General features: G+C 66.5%; 14 protein-coding genes and 1 pseudogene. 4 read left to right on the forward strand and 11 right to left on the reverse strand.

Translation table 11 applies throughout. The annotated features are described in order from the left end of the window. Positions 1-7 precede the first annotated feature (7 nt). From hpnC to ACOQFL_RS18440, 3 genes and pseudogenes are all read right to left on the reverse strand, one after another. Positions 8-859, reverse strand: a pseudogene (gene hpnC / locus ACOQFL_RS18430) (squalene synthase HpnC); the annotation flags it as partial. 194 nt (positions 860-1,053) lie between these two features. Further along, complete coding sequence (locus ACOQFL_RS18435) at positions 1,054-1,872, reverse strand: PRC-barrel domain-containing protein (RefSeq protein WP_435545428.1); 819 nt, start codon at positions 1,870-1,872, stop codon at positions 1,054-1,056. An 18-nt stretch (positions 1,873-1,890) separates the two neighbouring features. After that, complete coding sequence (locus tag ACOQFL_RS18440; RefSeq protein ID WP_435545429.1) at positions 1,891-2,733, reverse strand: mechanosensitive ion channel family protein; 843 nt, start codon at positions 2,731-2,733, stop codon at positions 1,891-1,893. 227 nt (positions 2,734-2,960) lie between these two features. On the opposite strand from ACOQFL_RS18440, the gene ACOQFL_RS18445 reads away from it, so the two are divergent. From ACOQFL_RS18445 to ACOQFL_RS18460, 4 genes are all read left to right on the forward strand, one after another. Beyond that, positions 2,961-4,796 carry a transketolase gene (locus ACOQFL_RS18445; protein WP_435545430.1) on the forward strand — a complete coding sequence of 612 codons (1,836 nt, stop codon included), beginning with the start codon at positions 2,961-2,963 and terminating at the stop codon, positions 4,794-4,796. 84 nt (positions 4,797-4,880) lie between these two features. Further along, positions 4,881-7,340: a Tex family protein gene (locus ACOQFL_RS18450; RefSeq protein WP_435545546.1), complete on the forward strand. Its 2,460-nt coding sequence runs from the start codon at positions 4,881-4,883 to the stop codon at positions 7,338-7,340. A gap of 541 nt (positions 7,341-7,881) precedes the next feature. Continuing rightward, the gene (locus ACOQFL_RS18455) at positions 7,882-8,415 is read left to right on the forward strand and encodes a hypothetical protein (protein ID WP_435545431.1); all 534 of its coding nucleotides are present in this window, start codon (positions 7,882-7,884) and stop codon (positions 8,413-8,415) included. 301 nt (positions 8,416-8,716) lie between these two features. Beyond that, positions 8,717-10,639 carry an ABC transporter ATP-binding protein gene (locus tag ACOQFL_RS18460; RefSeq protein ID WP_435545432.1) on the forward strand — a complete coding sequence of 641 codons (1,923 nt, stop codon included), beginning with the start codon at positions 8,717-8,719 and terminating at the stop codon, positions 10,637-10,639. A gap of 90 nt (positions 10,640-10,729) precedes the next feature. Here the strand turns inward: ACOQFL_RS18460 and ACOQFL_RS18465 are convergent, their stop codons facing one another. From ACOQFL_RS18465 to ACOQFL_RS18500, 8 genes are read right to left on the reverse strand one after another with little or no spacing between them, the layout of a single operon-like run. After that, complete coding sequence (locus ACOQFL_RS18465; protein ID WP_435545547.1) at positions 10,730-11,533, reverse strand: IclR family transcriptional regulator domain-containing protein; 804 nt, start codon at positions 11,531-11,533, stop codon at positions 10,730-10,732. Between the two features lie 22 nt (positions 11,534-11,555). Then, entirely contained in the window at positions 11,556-12,734 is a 1,179-nt protein-coding gene (gene pcaDC, locus ACOQFL_RS18470; protein ID WP_435545433.1) for a bifunctional 3-oxoadipate enol-lactonase/4-carboxymuconolactone decarboxylase PcaDC, read from the reverse strand. Further along, positions 12,718-14,106 carry a 3-carboxy-cis,cis-muconate cycloisomerase gene (gene pcaB, locus ACOQFL_RS18475; protein ID WP_435545434.1) on the reverse strand — a complete coding sequence of 463 codons (1,389 nt, stop codon included), beginning with the start codon at positions 14,104-14,106 and terminating at the stop codon, positions 12,718-12,720. The genes pcaDC and pcaB overlap by 17 nt, the downstream gene beginning before the upstream one ends. Continuing rightward, a complete protein-coding gene (gene pcaG, locus ACOQFL_RS18480; protein WP_435545435.1) occupies positions 14,078-14,674 on the reverse strand; it encodes a protocatechuate 3,4-dioxygenase subunit alpha in 597 nt (198 codons plus the stop codon). Before pcaG ends, pcaB begins: the two co-directional genes overlap by 29 nt. Continuing rightward, a complete protein-coding gene (gene pcaH, locus ACOQFL_RS18485) occupies positions 14,664-15,419 on the reverse strand; it encodes a protocatechuate 3,4-dioxygenase subunit beta (protein WP_435545436.1) in 756 nt (251 codons plus the stop codon). The genes pcaG and pcaH overlap by 11 nt, the downstream gene beginning before the upstream one ends. A gap of 23 nt (positions 15,420-15,442) precedes the next feature. Beyond that, the gene (locus tag ACOQFL_RS18490) at positions 15,443-16,624 is read right to left on the reverse strand and encodes a thiolase family protein (RefSeq protein ID WP_435545437.1); all 1,182 of its coding nucleotides are present in this window, start codon (positions 16,622-16,624) and stop codon (positions 15,443-15,445) included. Beyond that, positions 16,621-17,421, reverse strand: coding sequence for a CoA-transferase subunit beta (locus tag ACOQFL_RS18495; protein ID WP_435545438.1), 801 nt, complete (start codon positions 17,419-17,421; stop codon positions 16,621-16,623). Before ACOQFL_RS18495 ends, ACOQFL_RS18490 begins: the two co-directional genes overlap by 4 nt. Next, positions 17,418-18,239: a CoA transferase subunit A gene (locus ACOQFL_RS18500; RefSeq protein ID WP_435545439.1), complete on the reverse strand. Its 822-nt coding sequence runs from the start codon at positions 18,237-18,239 to the stop codon at positions 17,418-17,420. The genes ACOQFL_RS18495 and ACOQFL_RS18500 overlap by 4 nt, the downstream gene beginning before the upstream one ends. Between the last annotated feature and the right edge of the window lie 35 nt (positions 18,240-18,274).

The raw sequence follows: 18,274 nt of genomic DNA on the forward strand, positions 1-18,274 counted from the left end.
TCCTCCTCCGGTTGGGACGCACCTCCACTGCCAGTGGGTCGTAGCCGGCCGGTTCGAAGGAGCGGGCCGTGGCCACCCCGCCCGCCACGTAGCCCGCGACCGCCAACCGGGCCAGTCCGGACAGCCGTCCGACCAACGGTTGACCGGAACGCAGCAGTTCCAGCGCGCGATCCACTTCGAACCACACGAGCCTGCGCAGTTCGGCGGATACGGTGGGGGCCGCGAGCTCCGATTCCGCACACCCGAACTCCCCCAGGTCGGTGAGCGGCATGTAGATTCTGTCCTGCCGAAAGTCCTCGCCGATGTCCTGGCAGTGTTCCAGGATCTGCAGCGCGGAACAGATGCGGTCGGAAAGTCGGATCAGCTCCGGCTCGGCCCGGCCGAAGATGTAGAGGACCAGTTCCCCGATCGGGTTGGCAGCGTAGTAGCAGTAATCGAGCAGTTCCTCGAAAGTGGAATAGCGACGTACGTGCTGGTCCCGCCGATTCGCCTCTATCAGCCGGGAGGGAAGCGCGCGGGGAATACCGCAGGCACGCACGGTCGGTGCGAACGCGCGCAGCAACGGAAGTCGTGGGGTGCCCTCGTAAGCACGTCCCAGGTCCGCCTCGAGCAGTTCGAGCAGCCCTTCACGAGGACCACATGCCTCGTCTCCGGCGTAGTCCACGAGTCGGGCGAAGCCGTAGACGGCCATGAGGTGTTGCCGGATCCGGTACGGCAGCACCCGGGCGGCGACGGTGAAGTTCTCCGATTGGGCCCGCGCCAGCACCTCGCCCACCTCCGGCAGCTGGCCGGGTAGCACCATCTCGAACGATCGCGCCGGCTGCCGAGCAGGGCGGGCACGGTCCGGTAGCGCAGCCATGACCACCTCCTACCCCGCACAGCTGATGAGGGCGTTCATTGTGGTCAGCGTAGATCGCTGAGCGACACAGCGCAGGCTTACTGACCTCGTCCGATTGAGTGACTTAGTGAATACTTCATGTCACTGAAAGTGCAATCCCCAGTGCAGTAGCCCCGCGATGTCTTCCAGCGCGGTCACTCCGCATTGGAGGGTGTTCAGTCCCTGACGGACCGCACGGTCAGCCGACCGAACGCCATGGCCGCAACCGTCACCACCAGCGCTCCCACCGCGAAGAAGAATCCGAGCTGTGCCGCCACCCACATTCCCGGCGAACCGAGCGGAGCCCCGATCGGAGTGGCGACGCCTTCCGTGCCCCACAGCCTGCTCAGACTGGGACCGATGATCAGCCAGACTCCCCCCGTCATCGCCAGCACGCTGGCCACACTCGCCAGGAACCGATTCTTGGTGGGAACCAACAACAAGCCGCCGAGCAGGATGGCCAGCGCGGGCAGCACGCACAGCCACAGCCGGTCGAGGGTGAAACTCCACGGCTGCGTACCGCCGAAACCGTAACCGAAGTAGGGTCCGACGAACGGGATCAGCCCCGTCCAAACTCCCAGCAGGACGAGTAGCACTCCGCTGATCGCTCCTCGACTGCGCCGCACGCTCAGCATCGAACCACGGGTGGTGTTCGGAGCTCCCGCGTAGTGCTCGGCCAACCTTCCCTCGAACTCGGGACGCAACTCGGCGTCCGCCGCGGCCGTGGGGGCGGAGCGCACCTGACGTTTGCTGGCCGTGATGCGCACCGTTCCCCGGCCGGGATCGGCGTCGTGCAGCGGAACGAAACGCTGTTTGCCACCCGCGCGCACCACCCCCCACGTGGGCGAGCCGCTTCGGGGGCCGAGATAGACCTGCTCCAGTCTGCCCAGCCGTGAACCGTCACGATCCACCACGGGCCTGCCCGACAGGTCCGGCCCCGAGCCGGCCCCGGTCGGTTCGGGGCCGGGTTCGGACTCGTGGTGTGGTGTGGACACCGTGAGCACCTCCCATTCTCAGGTCGCTCGGTGGGATCCCCCGCTGTCGCCACCACCCTGCTCGGTCTCGGTGGGTGCTCCACTCGGTGCCGAAGCGGTTCCCGCGCCACGCACGCTCCAGTTCTGGGACTGTTCGGCGGTTTCAGCGCCCTGCGGAGAGGTGGCCTGCTCGGCGCCGCCGAAGTTGCGCCGGTAACTCGAATTGATCATCTCCGCTGCGGCCTCCCTGCCCCCGAGACCGAAGGCCAGCGCCGAGCCTAGAGCTATTGCCCCAACCAGGGCCACATAAGTCACGGTGACGATCACCGGAGCGATACGAAGCTGAGTGAGAATCATGAACACACCGATCGCCATCACCAGCGCGGGAGCCGCGGTGCGTGCCATGCGCCCGGCCGGTGTGTCCCCCATCGTGCGGCCGGCCAACGTACCCACGGCTCCAGCGACGGCCGCGGCGAGGAGGAAGATCGCCAGCGCGGCGATCACGCGCGGAAGATAACCGAGCACCACGTTCATGAAGCCGGTCAACGCGGGGATACCGAGCGTTCCGATCGCCGAGGACAGCACGAAGAGCATGATCACGGCGAAGACGACGGTCCCTATCAACCTCGAGGGGCTGCCTCGGGGGCTGAGGCGCTCCACATAGCGGGCGCCCTGGCCGGCGCGGGACATCCGGTCGTCCAGATGGAGGCGCCGCAGCAGCCGCGTGACAAGCGCCCGAAGAATCCTCGCGATGATGTAACCGATCACCAGCACCAGAAGCGCGCCGATCAACTGCGGCAGATAGCTGATCAGCTGTGTGAACCCGCTCTGCAGGCTGTCGAGCACGTTGAACCCGGTTCCTTGCGCTAGGACCATATCCATGGCGCGCCTCCTACTGCAGGCATCGTGTGGGGTCCGATTGCAACCCCGCACGGACCGGTGCGCAAATCCGAGTGAGCACCTACCCCCTGTGTTTCCCCAGCTGCTCACCGGGAGTGTTCACTCCGGTGCGACTTCCGGCTCACCCTAGCCCCGAAGGCGGTGCCACCCTGCCCCGAAAGCGGTGTTTGTGGCTTCGGCCAACCGGGAACCCACCTGGAGTGGAACGGATGGAATTCAGACACGAACTGGCACAACAGCTGCGAGTGGACTCGATCAGAGCCGCCGACGCAGCAGGCTCGGGTCATCCCACCTCGTCGATGTCCGCGGCCGATCTGATGGCGGCGTTGCTGGACGGTCACCTGAGACTGGATTTCGACCGGCCGAACAACCCCCGGAACGATCACCTGGTCTTCTCGAAGGGGCATGCCTCTCCGCTGTTGTATTCCTGTTTCAAGGCCGCCGGAGCGATCGACGACGCGGAACTACTGACTTTCCGCCAATTCGGCAGCAGGCTGGAAGGTCACCCCACCCCCGCCCTGCCCTGGGTGGACGTGGCCACCGGTTCACTCGGACAGGGACTGCCGATAGGGGTGGGGCTGGCGTTGACCGCCGCGAGACTGGACACGCTGGGCAGCCGGGTATGGGTGTTGTGCGGTGACAGCGAAATGGCGGAGGGGTCGATCTGGGAAGCGTTCGAACACGCCGCTCACTATCGACTGGACAACGTTGTCGCACTCGTGGACGTCAACCGCCTCGGCCAAACCGGCGAGACCATGCACGGTTGGGATCTGAAGTCCTACTCGGATCGTGCCCGCGCCATCGGTTGGCACACCGTGGAGGTGGAGGACGGACACGATCCGGAACGGATCGAGGCCGCCCTGAACGAGGCGGAGGCCACCCGGGGACGGCCCACGGCCGTCGTGGCTCGCACCCGCAAGGGCAAGGGTGTCAGGGAGGTCGAGGACCTGCCGGGTAAACACGGCAAACCACTGCAGGACCCGGCCGCGGCCATCGAGGAACTCGGCGGCGCGCGCGAGCTGCACGTCAAGGTGAGCCCACCGGAGACGGCGGGCGAGCCCCACACTTTCGCAACGAGCCACGAGCCATCTCCCGTTTTCGAAGTCGGAGACTCCGCGGCCACCCGCAAGGCTTACGGGCAGGGGCTGCGCGCACTGGGATCCCGGCGGGGCGAGGTGGTCGCGCTGGACGGCGAGGTTTCCAACTCCACGCATTCGGAACAGTTCCGCGAAGCGCATCCGCAACGATACTTCGAAATGTACATAGCCGAGCAGCAGATGCTTGCCACAACGGTGGGGATGCAGGCCCGGGGGTGGATACCGTTCGCCTCCACCTTCGCGGCGTTCCTGAGTCGGGCCTACGACTTCATCCGGATGGCCTCGATCAGCCGGGCCTCGGTGAACCTGATGGGTTCACACGCCGGAGTCGCCATCGGCGAGGACGGTCCTTCCCAGATGGCGCTGGAGGATCTGGCCGCCATGCGTGCGGTACACGGCAGCACCGTGCTGTACCCCTGTGACGCGAATCAGACGGTGGGGCTGCTCGAACCGATGGCCGACCGGGAAGGCATCTGTTACCTGCGGGCGAGCCGTGGTGCCACTCCGGTGATCTACGGTCCCGACGAGGACTTCCCCATCGGCGGTTCCAAAACCGTGCGCAAGGGTGAGCACGTGACTCTCGTGGGAGCGGGCGTAACCCTGCACGAGGCGCTGGATGCCGCGGAGCGGTTGGCCGAGGAGGGCATCCAGGCACGGGTGATCGACCTGTACTCGATCAAACCGGTCGACATCGAAACCCTGCGCCTGGCGGCCGAGGAGACCGACGGGATGGTGACGGTGGAGGACCACTGGCCCGAGGGCGGACTCGGCGACGCGGTGCTTGCCGCACTCGCCGAGGCGGGAGCCAGTGTGCCCGTGACGAAGTTGGCTGTCACCGACATGCCCGGCTCCGGTAAACCCGCCGAGCTGCTCGCGCAGGCCGGGATCGACTCGGCGGCCATCACTCGCGCCGCTCGGGAGCTGGTACCCAGTTCCGGGACTCGCTGACGTACTCCTGGCTCCAGGGGAGTACCGCTCTTCCGGGTGATACGCCACGCCGCGAAAGCCCTGGCCGGTACCCGTCGGGTACGGATGGGCGAGAATGCTCATCACAACAAGGGATCAAGGCCGGTCGAAGGGCTGAACAGGATCGTGACGACGTCGATTCACCAAAGGATCGCCGACGAACTCGGCGTGGGTGCCGAGCAGGTCGAAGCCGCCGTGCGGCTACTGGACGACGGGGCGACGGTGCCGTTCGTCGCCCGCTACCGCAAGGAGGCAACCGGAGCGCTCGACGACGAGCAGCTACGTACGCTGGAACAGCGGCTACGCTATCTGCGCGAGATGGAACAGCGGCGCAACACGATCCTCGAAGAGATCCGCAAGCAGGAAAAGCTCGACGACGAGCTCCACAGCCGGATCATGGCCGCCGACTCCAAGGCCCGGCTGGAGGATCTGTACCTACCGTTCAAACCCAAGCGCCGCACCAAGGCACAGACAGCCCGGGAGGCGGGGCTGGAGCCACTCGCGACCGGACTGCTGGAAGATCCGGGGCAGGACCCCGAGACCTCGGCAGCGGCGTACGTGGACGCCGACAACGGGGTGCCCGACGCGGCGGGCGCACTGGCGGGAGCACGTTCCATCCTTGTGGAGCGTTTCGCGGAGGACGGCGACCTCATCGGCCAACTGCGCGAACTGGCCTGGCAACGGGGCCGGTTGTCCTCGACCGCTCGCTCCGGTGCGGCCGAGAACGATTCGAAGTTCACCGATTACTTCGACTTCGCCGAATCGTTGGGGACGCTGCCCTCGCACCGGGTGCTCGCACTGTTCCGCGGCGAGAAGGAGGAAGTCCTCGAACTCACCCTCGATTTCGATCCCGACAGCTCTGATGGGCAGGGAGCGGCCGACGGGCGGGCCCCGAGTGACTACGAACGCCGTATCGCCGCCCGGTTCGGCGTCGAGGATCGCGGTCGTCCCGCCGACCCGTGGTTGCGCGAAACCGTGCGCTGGGCGTGGCGCACCCGGATCATGGTTCACCTGGACATCGACCTGCGCAACAGACTGCGGCAGCAGGCCGAGGACGAGGCCGTTCGGGTGTTCGCGGGAAACCTTCGCGATCTGCTGCTGGCCGCCCCCGCCGGACCACGTGCCACCATCGGGCTCGATCCGGGATACCGGACAGGAGTGAAGGTGGCCGTTGTGGACGCCACCGGCAAACTCGCCGAAACCGCCACCATCTATCCGCACGAGCCGCAGCGGCGCTGGGAGGAGGCACTCGCCACCCTCCAACGGTTGGTCGATCGGCACGGGGCGCGGCTGCTCGCGGTCGGTAACGGAACGGCCTCCAGGGAGACCGACAAACTGGCGGCGCGACTGGCCGAGTCCCGCGAGGGCCTGATCAGAGTCTCTGTCTCGGAGGCGGGTGCCTCGGTCTATTCCGCCTCTTCCTACGCGTCGCGGGAGCTTCCCGAGGTGGACGTCTCGCTGCGTGGGGCCGTCTCGATCGCGCGGCGGTTGCAGGATCCACTCGCGGAGCTCGTCAAGATCGACCCGAAGTCGATCGGAGTCGGGCAGTATCAGCACGATGTTTCCGAGTCGAAGCTCTCGCACTCGCTGGACGCGGTGGTCGAGGACTGCGTCAACGCCGTGGGCGTGGACGTGAACACTGCCTCGGCGCCGCTGTTGAGTCGCGTTTCCGGCATCAACGCCGGGCTGGCCGAGAACATCGTGGGCCACCGCGAGACGAACGGGCGGTTCCTGTCCAGACAGGCGCTCCGGGAGGTCTCCCGCCTGGGGCCGAAAGCGTTCGAACAGTGCGCGGGGTTCCTGCGGATCACCGACGGCAACGACCCGTTGGACTCCTCCAGTGTCCACCCGGAGAGCTATCCGGTGGTGCACCGGATCGTCGAGTCGACCCACAGCTCGTTGGACGGCATCATCGGTAACCGCGGTCTGCTACGCGAACTGCGGGCCGCGGATTTCGCCGACGAGTCCTTCGGCCTTCCCACGGTGACCGACATCATCTCCGAACTGGAGAAACCCGGACGCGACCCACGTCCTGAGTTCCGCACCGCGAACTTCGCCGAGGACGTCCACTCGTTGAACGACCTGAGCCCCGGCTTGGTGCTGGAAGGGGTGGTCACCAACGTCGCCGCGTTCGGTGCGTTCGTCGATGTCGGGGTGCATCAGGACGGGCTGGTACACGTCTCCGCGATGTCCAAGTCGTTCGTCAACGATCCGAGGGAAGTCGTCAAACCGGGCGAGGTGGTACGGGTCAAGGTCCGTGAGGTGGACGTGAACCGCAAACGCATCTCGCTGACGCTTCGACTGGACGACGACGTCACTCCCGCCGGGAGTGCTTCCGGGACGAAGCCCGAGGAGTCCGGCAGGCGGGCGCGCGGTTCCGCGAGCAACGGCAAGGCCGGGGCGAAGCGCGGCAACGACGCCAACCAGCGGCAGGGCAACCAACAAGGCAAGCAACAGGGCAAGCGCGGCGCGGGCAGCGGGGCAATGGCTGACGCGCTGCGACGCGCCGGCTACAGCGAGAACTAGTCCCGGTACAACTCCGTGCGGCGGGCCGGATGCGCAGCCGTCCCGCCGCACGAGCCATGGTAAGCCTTCGCCGCCCGATTTGGCGGGCTGTCCGTGCTCGGCCGGTCTCGCGCTCCGGAGAGATGCGACCGTGCCACGGCGAGCCGAGCCCCGACCGGGACCGTCGTGGTGGTCCGCGCCGGCGCGTTGACACTGGAACACAGGGTGGCGGGGAGCTCGCCGAGCGAGGCATCATCCTGTCCCTACCGTGTCACTCGGTGGACAGGTTCACGGCCCGGCCAAGCCGAGGGTCAAAATATCCTTCAGCGTTCTGGCCACGGTCGCCGAATTCGGCCTCGCCCCCGTTTCCGCACCCGAGTACGAGGGCGGACCAAAAGTACACAACGGCGCGGCTTTGTTCCTGTTCACAGCTTTGTGAGTGACTGAGAGCTTCTGTGTGGGTCGCTACTCGCCTCCGGGCCGAACCTCAAGCCGGTGGAAATCCGCTCCATACCGATGGTTCGAGGCCAGTGCGCTGCTCGCCGCCACATAGGATGCACGTATGCCGAATACCTCAGACCGCGACCACGAGATCGAGGAGCTCAAGAGCCAGCTCGCCGCCTATCGGGACTCCGCTGTAGCTGATGCGCAGGCGGTGCGCTTCCGGATACTGTACGCGGCCCTGGGCAGCGTGCTGTTGGCGTTGTCCGGTGGACCGTGGCTGCACTCGCAAGAGTACCGAGACTACGAGAAAACCACCGGGTTGTTCCGATTGTTCGAGCTGGTGGATCCGGACTCTGGCGGCGTGATCGGCGTGGTGCCTGTGGTGCTTGTGGCGCTGACTGTAGCGTGCCTGGGCGCGTGTGCCCCGACATCGGCCAGCATGCCGGCGCATGCGAGCCTGGCCGTTCTCGCGGGTACTGCCGCTGTGTTGTTCGGGGTGTTTGTGGGCACCACGAGCGACGACCAATCAGCGGGGGCCTCGGCTTGGCTCGCCCTCGTGATCGCCATAAGCATCGCCGCTTTGGCCACCGTGCGGGCCGCGGCCCTGCTACAGGCCGACGGGCACGCGTACCGAGCGGACCCGCCCGCGTAACGATCGAAGCTCCGAGCGATTTCGGGTCACCCGCTCGCAAGAACTCACCAGCCCGAAAATCACGCTACGCCCTGAACGGCCGACGATGTGGCGGATCGGTGTACGGGGTTTCGTTCGCCGCGCGGTGGGAACGAAATGCTCATGTCGGCACCAGTACCACCACGGAAAGCAGCGCTACCAGGGGCGATGCGGCGAACTCGGATGGGTTCCTCCGAGAGTCGCTCCGTGGAACATTGACTTCGAGCGAACTCGAATTCACAGGATTCCGACGGATCGTTTTCGGCAGCACGGAAGGTCTCACATGGACAACAGCGGAGTGAGCTGGGCGACGATGCGTTCACTCACCAGGGACAGCTCGGTGACCGGACAGCGTCTCCCGCGAGGACTGGCCAAACGCATCCTCGGCTACGCGCGTCCCTACCTACGGATCATCGTTCCGTTTCTGCTCGTAGTCGCGGCCACAGCCGTGTTGGGAGTGGTAACCCCGCTGCTGTTCAAAGCGATCATCGACCGTGGAATCGTGCCGGGGCGACTGCACGTGGTCGTCTGGCTCTCGGTGGCGGTTGCCGGAGTCGCCCTGTTGGAGGCGGTACTCACACTGCTGCAACGCTGGTTTTCCTCCCGGCTGGGTGAAGGACTCATCTACGACCTGCGTCGGGACGTGTTCGACCACGTACAGCGGATGCCACTGGCGTTTTTCGTGCGGGCCCAGACCGGTGCACTGACCAGCAGGCTCAACAGCGACGTCATCGGGGCGCAGCGCGCGTTGACCAGCACGCTGTCGGCGGTGGTGTCGAACGTACTGAGCGTGGTGCTGGTACTGGCGGCGATGTTCGCACTGTCCTGGCAGATCACGCTGATCGCGTTGGCTCTGCTGCCGCTGTTTTTGTTCCCGGTGCGGTGGATAGGCAAACGTCTGCAACGCGTTACTCGGGAACAGATGGCCGTGGACGCCGAGATGAGTTCACTGATGACGGAACGGTTCGGGGTCGGCGGGGCGATGCTGACCAAGCTCTACGGCAGGGCCGACGAGGAAACCGAGCAGTTCGCCCGCAAAGCCGAACGGGTCCGAGACCTCGGCGTCCTCTCGGCCATGTACAGCAGGGTGTTCTTCGTCGGACTCACTCTGGTGGCCGCGCTGGCCACGGCGGTGGCCTACGGACTCGGCGGAACGCTGGTGATCGGTGGTTCGCTGCAGCTGGGCACCCTGGTGGCGTTGACGACGCTGCTCACCCGCCTCTACGGGCCGCTGACATCGCTGTCCAACGTGCACGTCGACGTGATGACCGCGCTGGTCAGTTTCCACCGGGTGTTCGAAGTGTTGGATCTGCCGCCGATGATCCGCGAACGGGAGAACGCGATCGATCTGCCGAGCGATTCGGCGAGTCTCGAATTCGACTCGGTCTCGTTCCACTACCCCGGCCCCGAAGAGGTCTCCCTGGCCTCGCTGGAATCGGTGGCCCGTGCGGAGAGCAATCCGGCAGAGCAGGTGCTGTACGACGTCACGTTCCGGGCCGAACCGGGCGAGATGATCGCGCTGGTCGGGCATTCCGGGGCGGGCAAAACCACGATCGGCCACCTCGCCGGCCGGTTGTACGAGGTGGACTCCGGCAGTGTTCGGATCGGCGGGCACGACGTTCGGAACGTCACGCTGTCCTCACTGTACTCAACCATCGGTATGGTCACGCAGGAAGCCCACCTGTTCCACGACACCATCCGGGCGAATCTCGCCTACGCAGCACCCGGTGCCACCGACACGGAGTTGCACCGGGTGCTGCGGACCGCGCAGCTCGAAGAGCTGCTGCACGAACTGCCCGCGGGACTGGACACCGTCGTCGGGGACCGCGGTTACCGGCTCTCCGGCGGCGAGAAGCAGCGACTGGCCATCGCCAGATTGCTGCTCAAACAGCCGCCGATCGTCGTCCTCGACGAAGCGACCGCCCATCTGGACTCCCACTCGGAGGCGGCTTTGCAACAGGCCCTGCGTACGGCACTGACGGGGCGTACGTCAGTGGTGATCGCCCACCGACTGGCCACCATCCGCCGCGCTGACCGCATTCTGGTGCTAGCCGACGGAAGAGTGGTCGAGCAGGGAACCCACGAACAGCTGCTGGAACGCGAGGACGGCCACTACGCGGAACTGTACCGAACCCAGTTCGACGAGCACGGTTCCCGAGGTCGGGAAACGAACCGGGACACCGTCACGAACCTCCGAGAGGCCTGACGACCGTGGGTGAAGTGGGTCTCAACCTCGGTACCCTGCTCGTCGACCGAACTCGTCAACCGGGCTCGACAATCGGGTCGGCCGAAACCGTCACCTGGCGGTTCTGCCCGCCTGGGGCGCCACCCGTAGGTCCGCCTCGATCTTGGCCGCCGTCTCCAACAGCGGCGGCAACAGCTCTTTTCGGGCGTCCTCCGCGTTCGTTCTGCTCGCGTGGGAGGAGACGTTGACCGCGGCGACGACACTGTCGGTGCGGTCCCGGATGGGTGCCGCCAGCGAACGCAGCCCGGCTTCGAGTTCCTGATCGACCACGGCCCATCCCTGGGCCCTGATGCGTTCCAGTTCCCGCCTGAGCGGGCCCACGCTGGTCAGGGTCTGCGGTGCCAGTGGTTCGGGACGCACCCGACGCAGGTACTCGGTGAGCTGCTGCTCACCCAGATTCGCCAGCAGCACCCGCCCCATCGAGGTGGCATAGGCGGGGAACCGGGTGCCGATGTTGATCGCCACCGTCATGATCCGGGAGGTGGGTACCCGCCCCACGTAGACGATGTCGTCACCGTCCAGGACCGACACCGAGACCGACTCGTGGACCTGGGCGGCCAGCCGTTCGAGATGCGGCTGGGCTATCTCCGGCAACGACAGGCTGGACAGGTAGGAGAATCCCAGCTCCAACACACGAGGTGTCAACGCGAACAGCCGACCGTCGGTCCAGACGTAACCCAACCGCACGAGCGTGTGCAGGAACCTACGAGTCGCCGCACGTGAGAGCCCCGTGACACGGGCGACCTCACTCAGCGTCATCTCCGGCCGGGTCTCGTCGAAAGCGCGGATCACCATCAGTCCGCGCGTCAGGGACTGTACCGGCCCCACGACCCCGGAATCGCCCTCGGACTCCATAGGCACCCCCGCCTCGGTTCTGTCAAGCACCGTTCTCGTCGGTTTCCGCGTCGAGAATCCGGTCCGCCAGCGCGAAAGCACTGTTGGCTTTGGGAACACCGGCGTAAACGGCCACGTGCATCAATACTTCTCTGATGGTCGAGGCCTCGACGCCGTTACGGCGTGCCGCTCGAACGTGCATCGCGAGCTCGTCGTGGCACCCGGTAGCGGCCAGAATCGCCAGTGTCACGCAGCTGCGGGTCGGACGATCCATTCCCTCCGAAGCCCAGAGCTCTCCCCATGCGTAGCGGGTTATGAAGTCCTGGAAGGGCTCGGTGAATTCGGTTTTGCGTTCGATCGCCTTGTCGACGTGTTCGTCGCCGAGCACCTGCCTGCGCACCGCCATGCCGGTACCGGTGCCGTCGGCGGAAACGGCCTCGCCGGATGTGATGGACATCCCCTCGCCTTCCGGTGCGAAGTGTTCGACGAGCAGGCGATTGACCCGCTCGGCCTGTTCGACATTGGCCAGATGCGCGGCGCGCTCCAGCAAGAACAACCGAGCGCCCGGAATGCCGGCGACGATGCGTTCGGCGTGCTCCGGGGGCGTCGCCGGATCATCATATCCCGCCACCACGACCGTGGGGGCGGTGATTCCACCGAGCCCCTCCCGCAGGCTCATCCCCGCGATCGCCTCACAGCAGCCAGCGTATCCCTCGTCATCGCTCGCCGCGATCATTCCACCGTACTTGGTGACGACGTCCGGTTTGGCGGCGAACTCCGCGGTGAACCACCGATCGAGGGTGGAGTCGACCATCGCCCGGGTGCCGTTGGCACGCACGAACGCCGCCCGGTCGCGCCAGTTCTCGGGCGGGCCGAGCTCCGCCGAGGTGCACAGCAGGGCGAGTCCTCCGATTCGTTCCGGGGCGTTGGCCGCCAACCACATGCCGGTCATACCGCCGAGGGAAACGCCCGCGAAGTGAGCTTCGGCGATATCGAGGTGGTCGAGCAGGTCGAGTACGTCCCGCCCGAGAGTTTCCAGGTCGTACGGCCCGGAAGTGGCGGGAGTCCTGCCGTGGCCACGCTGGTCGTAGCGCAGTACCCGGAAGTGGCTCGACAGCTCGGGTAATTGCTCGTTCCACATCGTCCGGTCCGTACCCAACGAGTTGGACAGCACCAGTACGGGAGCCTGGGGCGGACCGGTCAGTTCATAGTCCGGGATCACCGGCACTCGTCTCCTTCCAGCGTGTGTGGGCGGCCAGGGCGCGGTCGACGAATTCCTCCGCCGAACCGAGATAGTCACCGGGCTCGGTCAACTCCAGCACATCTCGTTCGGACAACACCGCGCGTACGGTTTCGTCCGCCAAAAGCTCGGCGCGCAGGCTGCTCCCGTCACGGCTTACCCGCCGGGAGAGTTCACCGACAAGCTCGCTCGCTCCGGCAGGTCCGAGCCGCGGGGAAAGCGCCATGGAGATCCGCTCGGCCAACAGGAGTCCACCGGACAGCTCCAGATTGGAGCGCATCCTGTCCGCGTCGACCTTGAGCTCACCCAACATCTCGCCGGTGATCGCCGCCGCCGAGCCGGTCAGCCGCAGCAGCTCATTGAACGGCTCCCACTCCGCCTGCCAGGCACCCGCGGCACGCTCGTGTTCCTGCGGCACGGCATTCAACAGGGTCGCCACGAGACCCGGTACCCGGCGAGCTGCCGCGTTGACCCGTACGGCACGAACCGGGTTGCGCTTGTGCGGCATGGCCGAGGAACCCCCCGAACGGCCTTCGGCGAGCTCACCGACCTCGGTCTGGGCAGCCAGTTCGACGTCCAACGCGATGTTGCCCAGGGCACCTGCCACGGTTCCCAACGAGGTCGCCAGGTCGACGACACGGGTACGGTCGGTGTGCCACGGCAGAACCGGTTCGGCGAGTCCGAGTCGTTCGGCCAACGCGGTGGTCACACGCACACCATCCGAGCCGAACGTTGCCAGCGTGCCCACCGGCCCCCCGAACTGCACCGCCAACCTGCGCCGCCACCACCCGGCAAGCCCCTCGGCCGCTTCGATCACTGCGACGAGCCAGCCCGCGGCCTTTCGCCCGAAAGTGGTCGGCAGGGCGTGCTGCAGCAGGGTACGGCCGGTGATCAGGGTGTGGCGGTGCTCCTCGGCCAACCGAGCACACTCGTCGGCGACCACGCCCAGCTCGCGCAACGACGCGCGAACGGCTTCCCGCGCCACCAGCATGGCGGCGGTGTCCACCACGTCCTGGCTGGTGGCACCGCGATGCACGTACCCGGCCGCTTCCGCGCTCACCCCGGCGGTGAGGTCCTTGACCAGCGGTATGACCGGAGTCGCCGACTCCGCCGCGCGCCGCGCTGTCGAGTCGACGTCGAAATCGTCGTCCCGACACCGCTCGGCGATCTCCTCGGCCACCACGGTGGGCATCAGGCCGACGTCCGCCTGGGCCAGGGCCAACGCGCCCTCGAACTCGAGCATGGCCCGCAGCCAGGCAGCAGGACCGGTGAGTTCGTCGAACCCCTCCGTGACGAACGTGGGAGTGAACAGTCCAGTGGCGGTCTCAGACCGCGAAGAAGATGGTCTCGTCATCACCCTGCAACCGGATATCGAAGCGGAAGCCGTCGGCCGTCGCCGTGGCGACCAGCGTATCCCTTCGGGCGGGATCGACACCGGACAACACGGGATCGGCGGCGTTGGCCACGGGTTCGTCCGGGAAGTAGATCCGGGTCACGACACGGTCCAACAACCCGCGAGCCAGTACCGTGACGTTGATGTGAGGAGCTTCCGTCTCCCCCGCCGGGGTGGGCAACGCGGCGGGTTTGACGGTGCGGAACCAGAATTCCCCCTCCGGCCCGGTGGCACACCGGCCGAAACCACGGAAGTCCGTGGCCTGTTCCCGTGGGTCGTCCGGATGCGCGAACCTACCTCGCTCGTCCGACTGCCAGATTTCGATCAACCCGTCGGGAACCGGTTCACCCGCACCGTCCGACAACCGGCCTCGCAGAATCACGGCGTCGGGGGTGTCCGCGGGGAGGAGTTCGGGCCCGTCGGGCCACGGCAGACCTCCCGGCAGCGCGAAGAACGGCCCCACGGTCTGCGACGGGGTCGTGGCTGGTTGGGAAACGGGAGTCACCTCGACGGAGCGCTCAGTCGTCATCGTCGTCCTCGTCCTCTTCGAAGGGGGTGGCATGCCTGCCACGCAGCACGATGTCGAAGTGGTACGACAGCGCCCACTCCGGAATCGTGCTGTCCAGGTCGAACTCACAGATCATCCGTTCGCGTGCTTTCGGGTCACGCACCGACTGAAAGATCGGATCCTGGTAGAACAACGGATCACCCGGGAAGTACATCTGGGTGACCAAGCGCTGGGTGAAGGCACGGCCGAACAGCGAGAAATGTATGTGGGCGGGACGCCAGGCGTTGTCGTGGTTGCGCCACGGATAAGCACCCGGTTTGATGGTGACGAATCGGTAGTGACCGTTCTCGTCGGTCATGCACCGACCCACGCCGGAGAAATTGGGGTCCAGCGGGGCGGGATGGCGATCCCCCGCGTGGCGGTAGCGGCCGGAGGCGTTGGCCTGCCAGACCTCGACGAGGGTGTGTGGCACCGGTTTGCCGTCCGAGTCCATGACCCTGCCGCTGACCATGATTCGCTCACCCAGCGGTTCACCGTCGTGTTGCACGGTCAGGTCGTGGTCGGTCTCCCCGACTCGCTCGTGCCCGAGTACCGGACCGGTGATCTCGGTGAGATTCTGCGGCAGCAACTGTAGCGGACGAAGCGGGCTGCGCCGGGACGTCGAAAAGTACTCCGTGGTGTCCAGCGCGGGATGGCTGGCATCGTCGCGCTCGTACTTGGGCAGGATCAGTCGATCCGACGGGTTGCCGATCGAGTCGGGGGACATGCTCGCTCCTGATGATTACCGGTTCATGCGTGCAGGACGACCGCGAGGCCTTGACCGACGCCGATGCAGATGGCGGCCAGTCCCCAGCCGCCTCCCGCCCGACGCAGCTGATGCGCGAGGCTGGTCAGGATCCGGGCCCCGGAAGCGCCCAGCGGGTGCCCGAGAGCGATCGCACCACCACGTTGGTTGACTATCTCCGGGTCCAACTCCGGCCACTCGGCCAGACACGCAAGCGACTGGGAGGCGAACGCCTCGTTGAGCTCGACAGCGGTGAGATCGCCCCAACCGATGCCCGCTCGTTGCAGCGCGGTACGCGCGGCACGCACGGGGCCGATCCCGAATACGTCGGGATCCACCGCCGCCACCCCACGGCTGACGACCCTCGCCAACGGTTCGGCACCGACCTCGTTGGCGGCGGTGCGGCTTCCGAGTAGTACAGCGGCGGATCCGTCGTTGAGCGGGGAAGAATTGCCCGCCGTAACGGTGCCGTCGGCACGGAAGGCCGGTTTGAGCTTGCCGAGCGCCTCCTCCGATGTGTCGGCACGCACGCCTTCGTCCCTGGTGAGCTCCGTCCCCGGAACCGGGACGACCTCGTCCTCGAAAAGCCCCTGTTCCCAGGCGGTCGCCGCCCGCTGGTGGCTGCGCACGGCGAAAGCGTCCTGCTCGGCGCGACCGATACCGTACTTGTCGGCCAACAGCTCGGCGCTCTCCCCGAGCGAAATGGTCCATTCGGAGGGCATCTCGGGATTGACCATCCGCCAGCCGAGTGTGGTGGAGTGCAGGGTCTCGTGACCCCGAGGATAGGCGCGCCCCGGTTTCGGCAGCACCCAGGGAGCGCGGCTCATGGACTCGACGCCGCCCGCCAGTACCAGATCCCCGTCACCGGTCTGCACGATTCGACTGGCCTCGATCACCGCTTCCAGGCCGGAGCCGCACAGCCGGTTGACCGTCGCCCCCGCGACACTGGTCGGGAGCCCGGCCAGCAGGGTCGCCATGCGCGCCACATTGCGGTTGTCCTCGCCGGCACCGTTGGCGTCACCGAACAGCACGTCGTGGATCCGGGCCGGGTCCAGCCCGGGAACCCTGTCGAGCAGCGCCCTGATCGTGTGGGCGGCAAGATCGTCGGGACGAACCTCGGCCAGTCCCTTGCCGTAACGGCCCACCGGGGTGCGAACCGCTTCGAGTACGTACACCTCGTCGCTCAAGAGGATTCTCCATTCCCGACAGTGGCTTTGAGCTCCCGCAGGATCCGCAGTTCCCGATCGGTGGGTACCTGCTGCACACCGAGTTCCTCGGCGACGCGAAGCGGCCAACCGGTCGCCGCGCGGACCTGTTCCACCTCTACCCCGGGAGCCAGTCCGGTCAGTGTCAGTTCGTTCGTTCCCTCGTCGGGCTGCAACACACCGAGGTCCGTGATGACCTTGACCGGCCCACGTCCCGGCAGCCCCAGCTGCGTACGGGCCGAGCCGTCCCTTCCGTACCCCACGGAGGTGATGAAGTCGACCTCGGGAACGAAGGCACGCGGGCTGTGCCGCATCACGATGAGCACTTCGCCACAGGATGTGGCTATCTCCGGCGCTCCGCCCGCACCCGGCAACCGAACCTTGGGGTCTTCGTAGTCGTCACCGATCACGGTTGTGTTGATGTTGCCGTATCGGTCGACCTGCGCACCACCCAGGAATCCGATGTCCACCCGTCCCGGCTGCAACCAGTAGTTGAAGATCTCGGGAACCCCGACCACCGAGTCGGCCGTCTCGGCGAGCACTCCGTCACCGATGGACAGCGGCAGCCGCTGCGGTTTGGTACCCAACGTTCCGGACTCGTAGATCAGAACCAGCTCGGGCGCGTGGGTGCGGCGCGCCAGGTTGGCAGCCGTGCTCGGCAACCCGATCCCCACGAAACACACCGACTCGTCGTTCAGTGACCGTGAAGCGGCCACGGTCATCATCTCGTCCGAGGTGAATTCCGAGGTTGTCGGTGTCTCTGACGGTTCCCCGGTCATCGGGCGCTCCTCTCCGGCTCGTGGATCTCGCTGTCCAACCACTCACGGAACCGATCGCGATCCCTGCTGATCGCGTCCCATTCCTGGTAATAGGCGTTGTCCCGCTCGGAGTAGCCCTGGGCGTAGGAGGGGTGTGCCCCGCCGGGAACCTCGCTCACGGCGGTAACCGCCCAGCTCGGCAGCACCACGGCACCGGGCTGTTCCGGCAGTTCGTCGACGATCTCCTCCACGGTCACCAACGAACGTGCCGAGGCCAGCACGGTTTCCTTCTGCACTCCCGTGATACCCCAGAACTGCACGTTGCCCGCACGGTCGGCGCGCTGCGCGTGAATGATGCCGACATCGGGGTTGAGCGCGGCCACCGCCGCCAGTTCCTCACCGGTGAACGGGCAGCGCACCGTGCTGATCGTGTCGGTGTGTTCCGGCAGGTCGGTTCCCGCGTATCCCCGCAGCACGGCGAACGGCAGACCGGAGGCACCGGCGACGTAGCGGTTGGCCATCCCGGCGTGGCTGTGTTCCTCGATCTCCAACGGCACCGGCCAGGAGTGCTGGATCGCGTCCCGGAAGCGGTGCAGTGAACCGACCCCGGGGTTTCCGCCCCAGGAGAACACGAGCTTGCGTGCACAACCGGCACCGATCAGCTGATCGTAGATGACATCGGGCGTCATCCTGCACAGCGTGAGATCACGTCGGCCCGCACGAATGATCTCGTGTCCCGCCCTCATCGGGATGAGATGCGTAAAACCTTCCAACGCGACGGTGTCACCGTCGTTGACCAGCTCGGCCACGGCCGTGTCGAGCTGCAGTATGCGTGCCACTGGTCACCCCGTTCAGCGGTTTCGCTTGGTGTCCG

This window comes from Actinopolyspora sabaoui (assembly GCF_051225635.1).
Lineage (GTDB): Bacteria > Actinomycetota > Actinomycetes > Mycobacteriales > Pseudonocardiaceae > Actinopolyspora.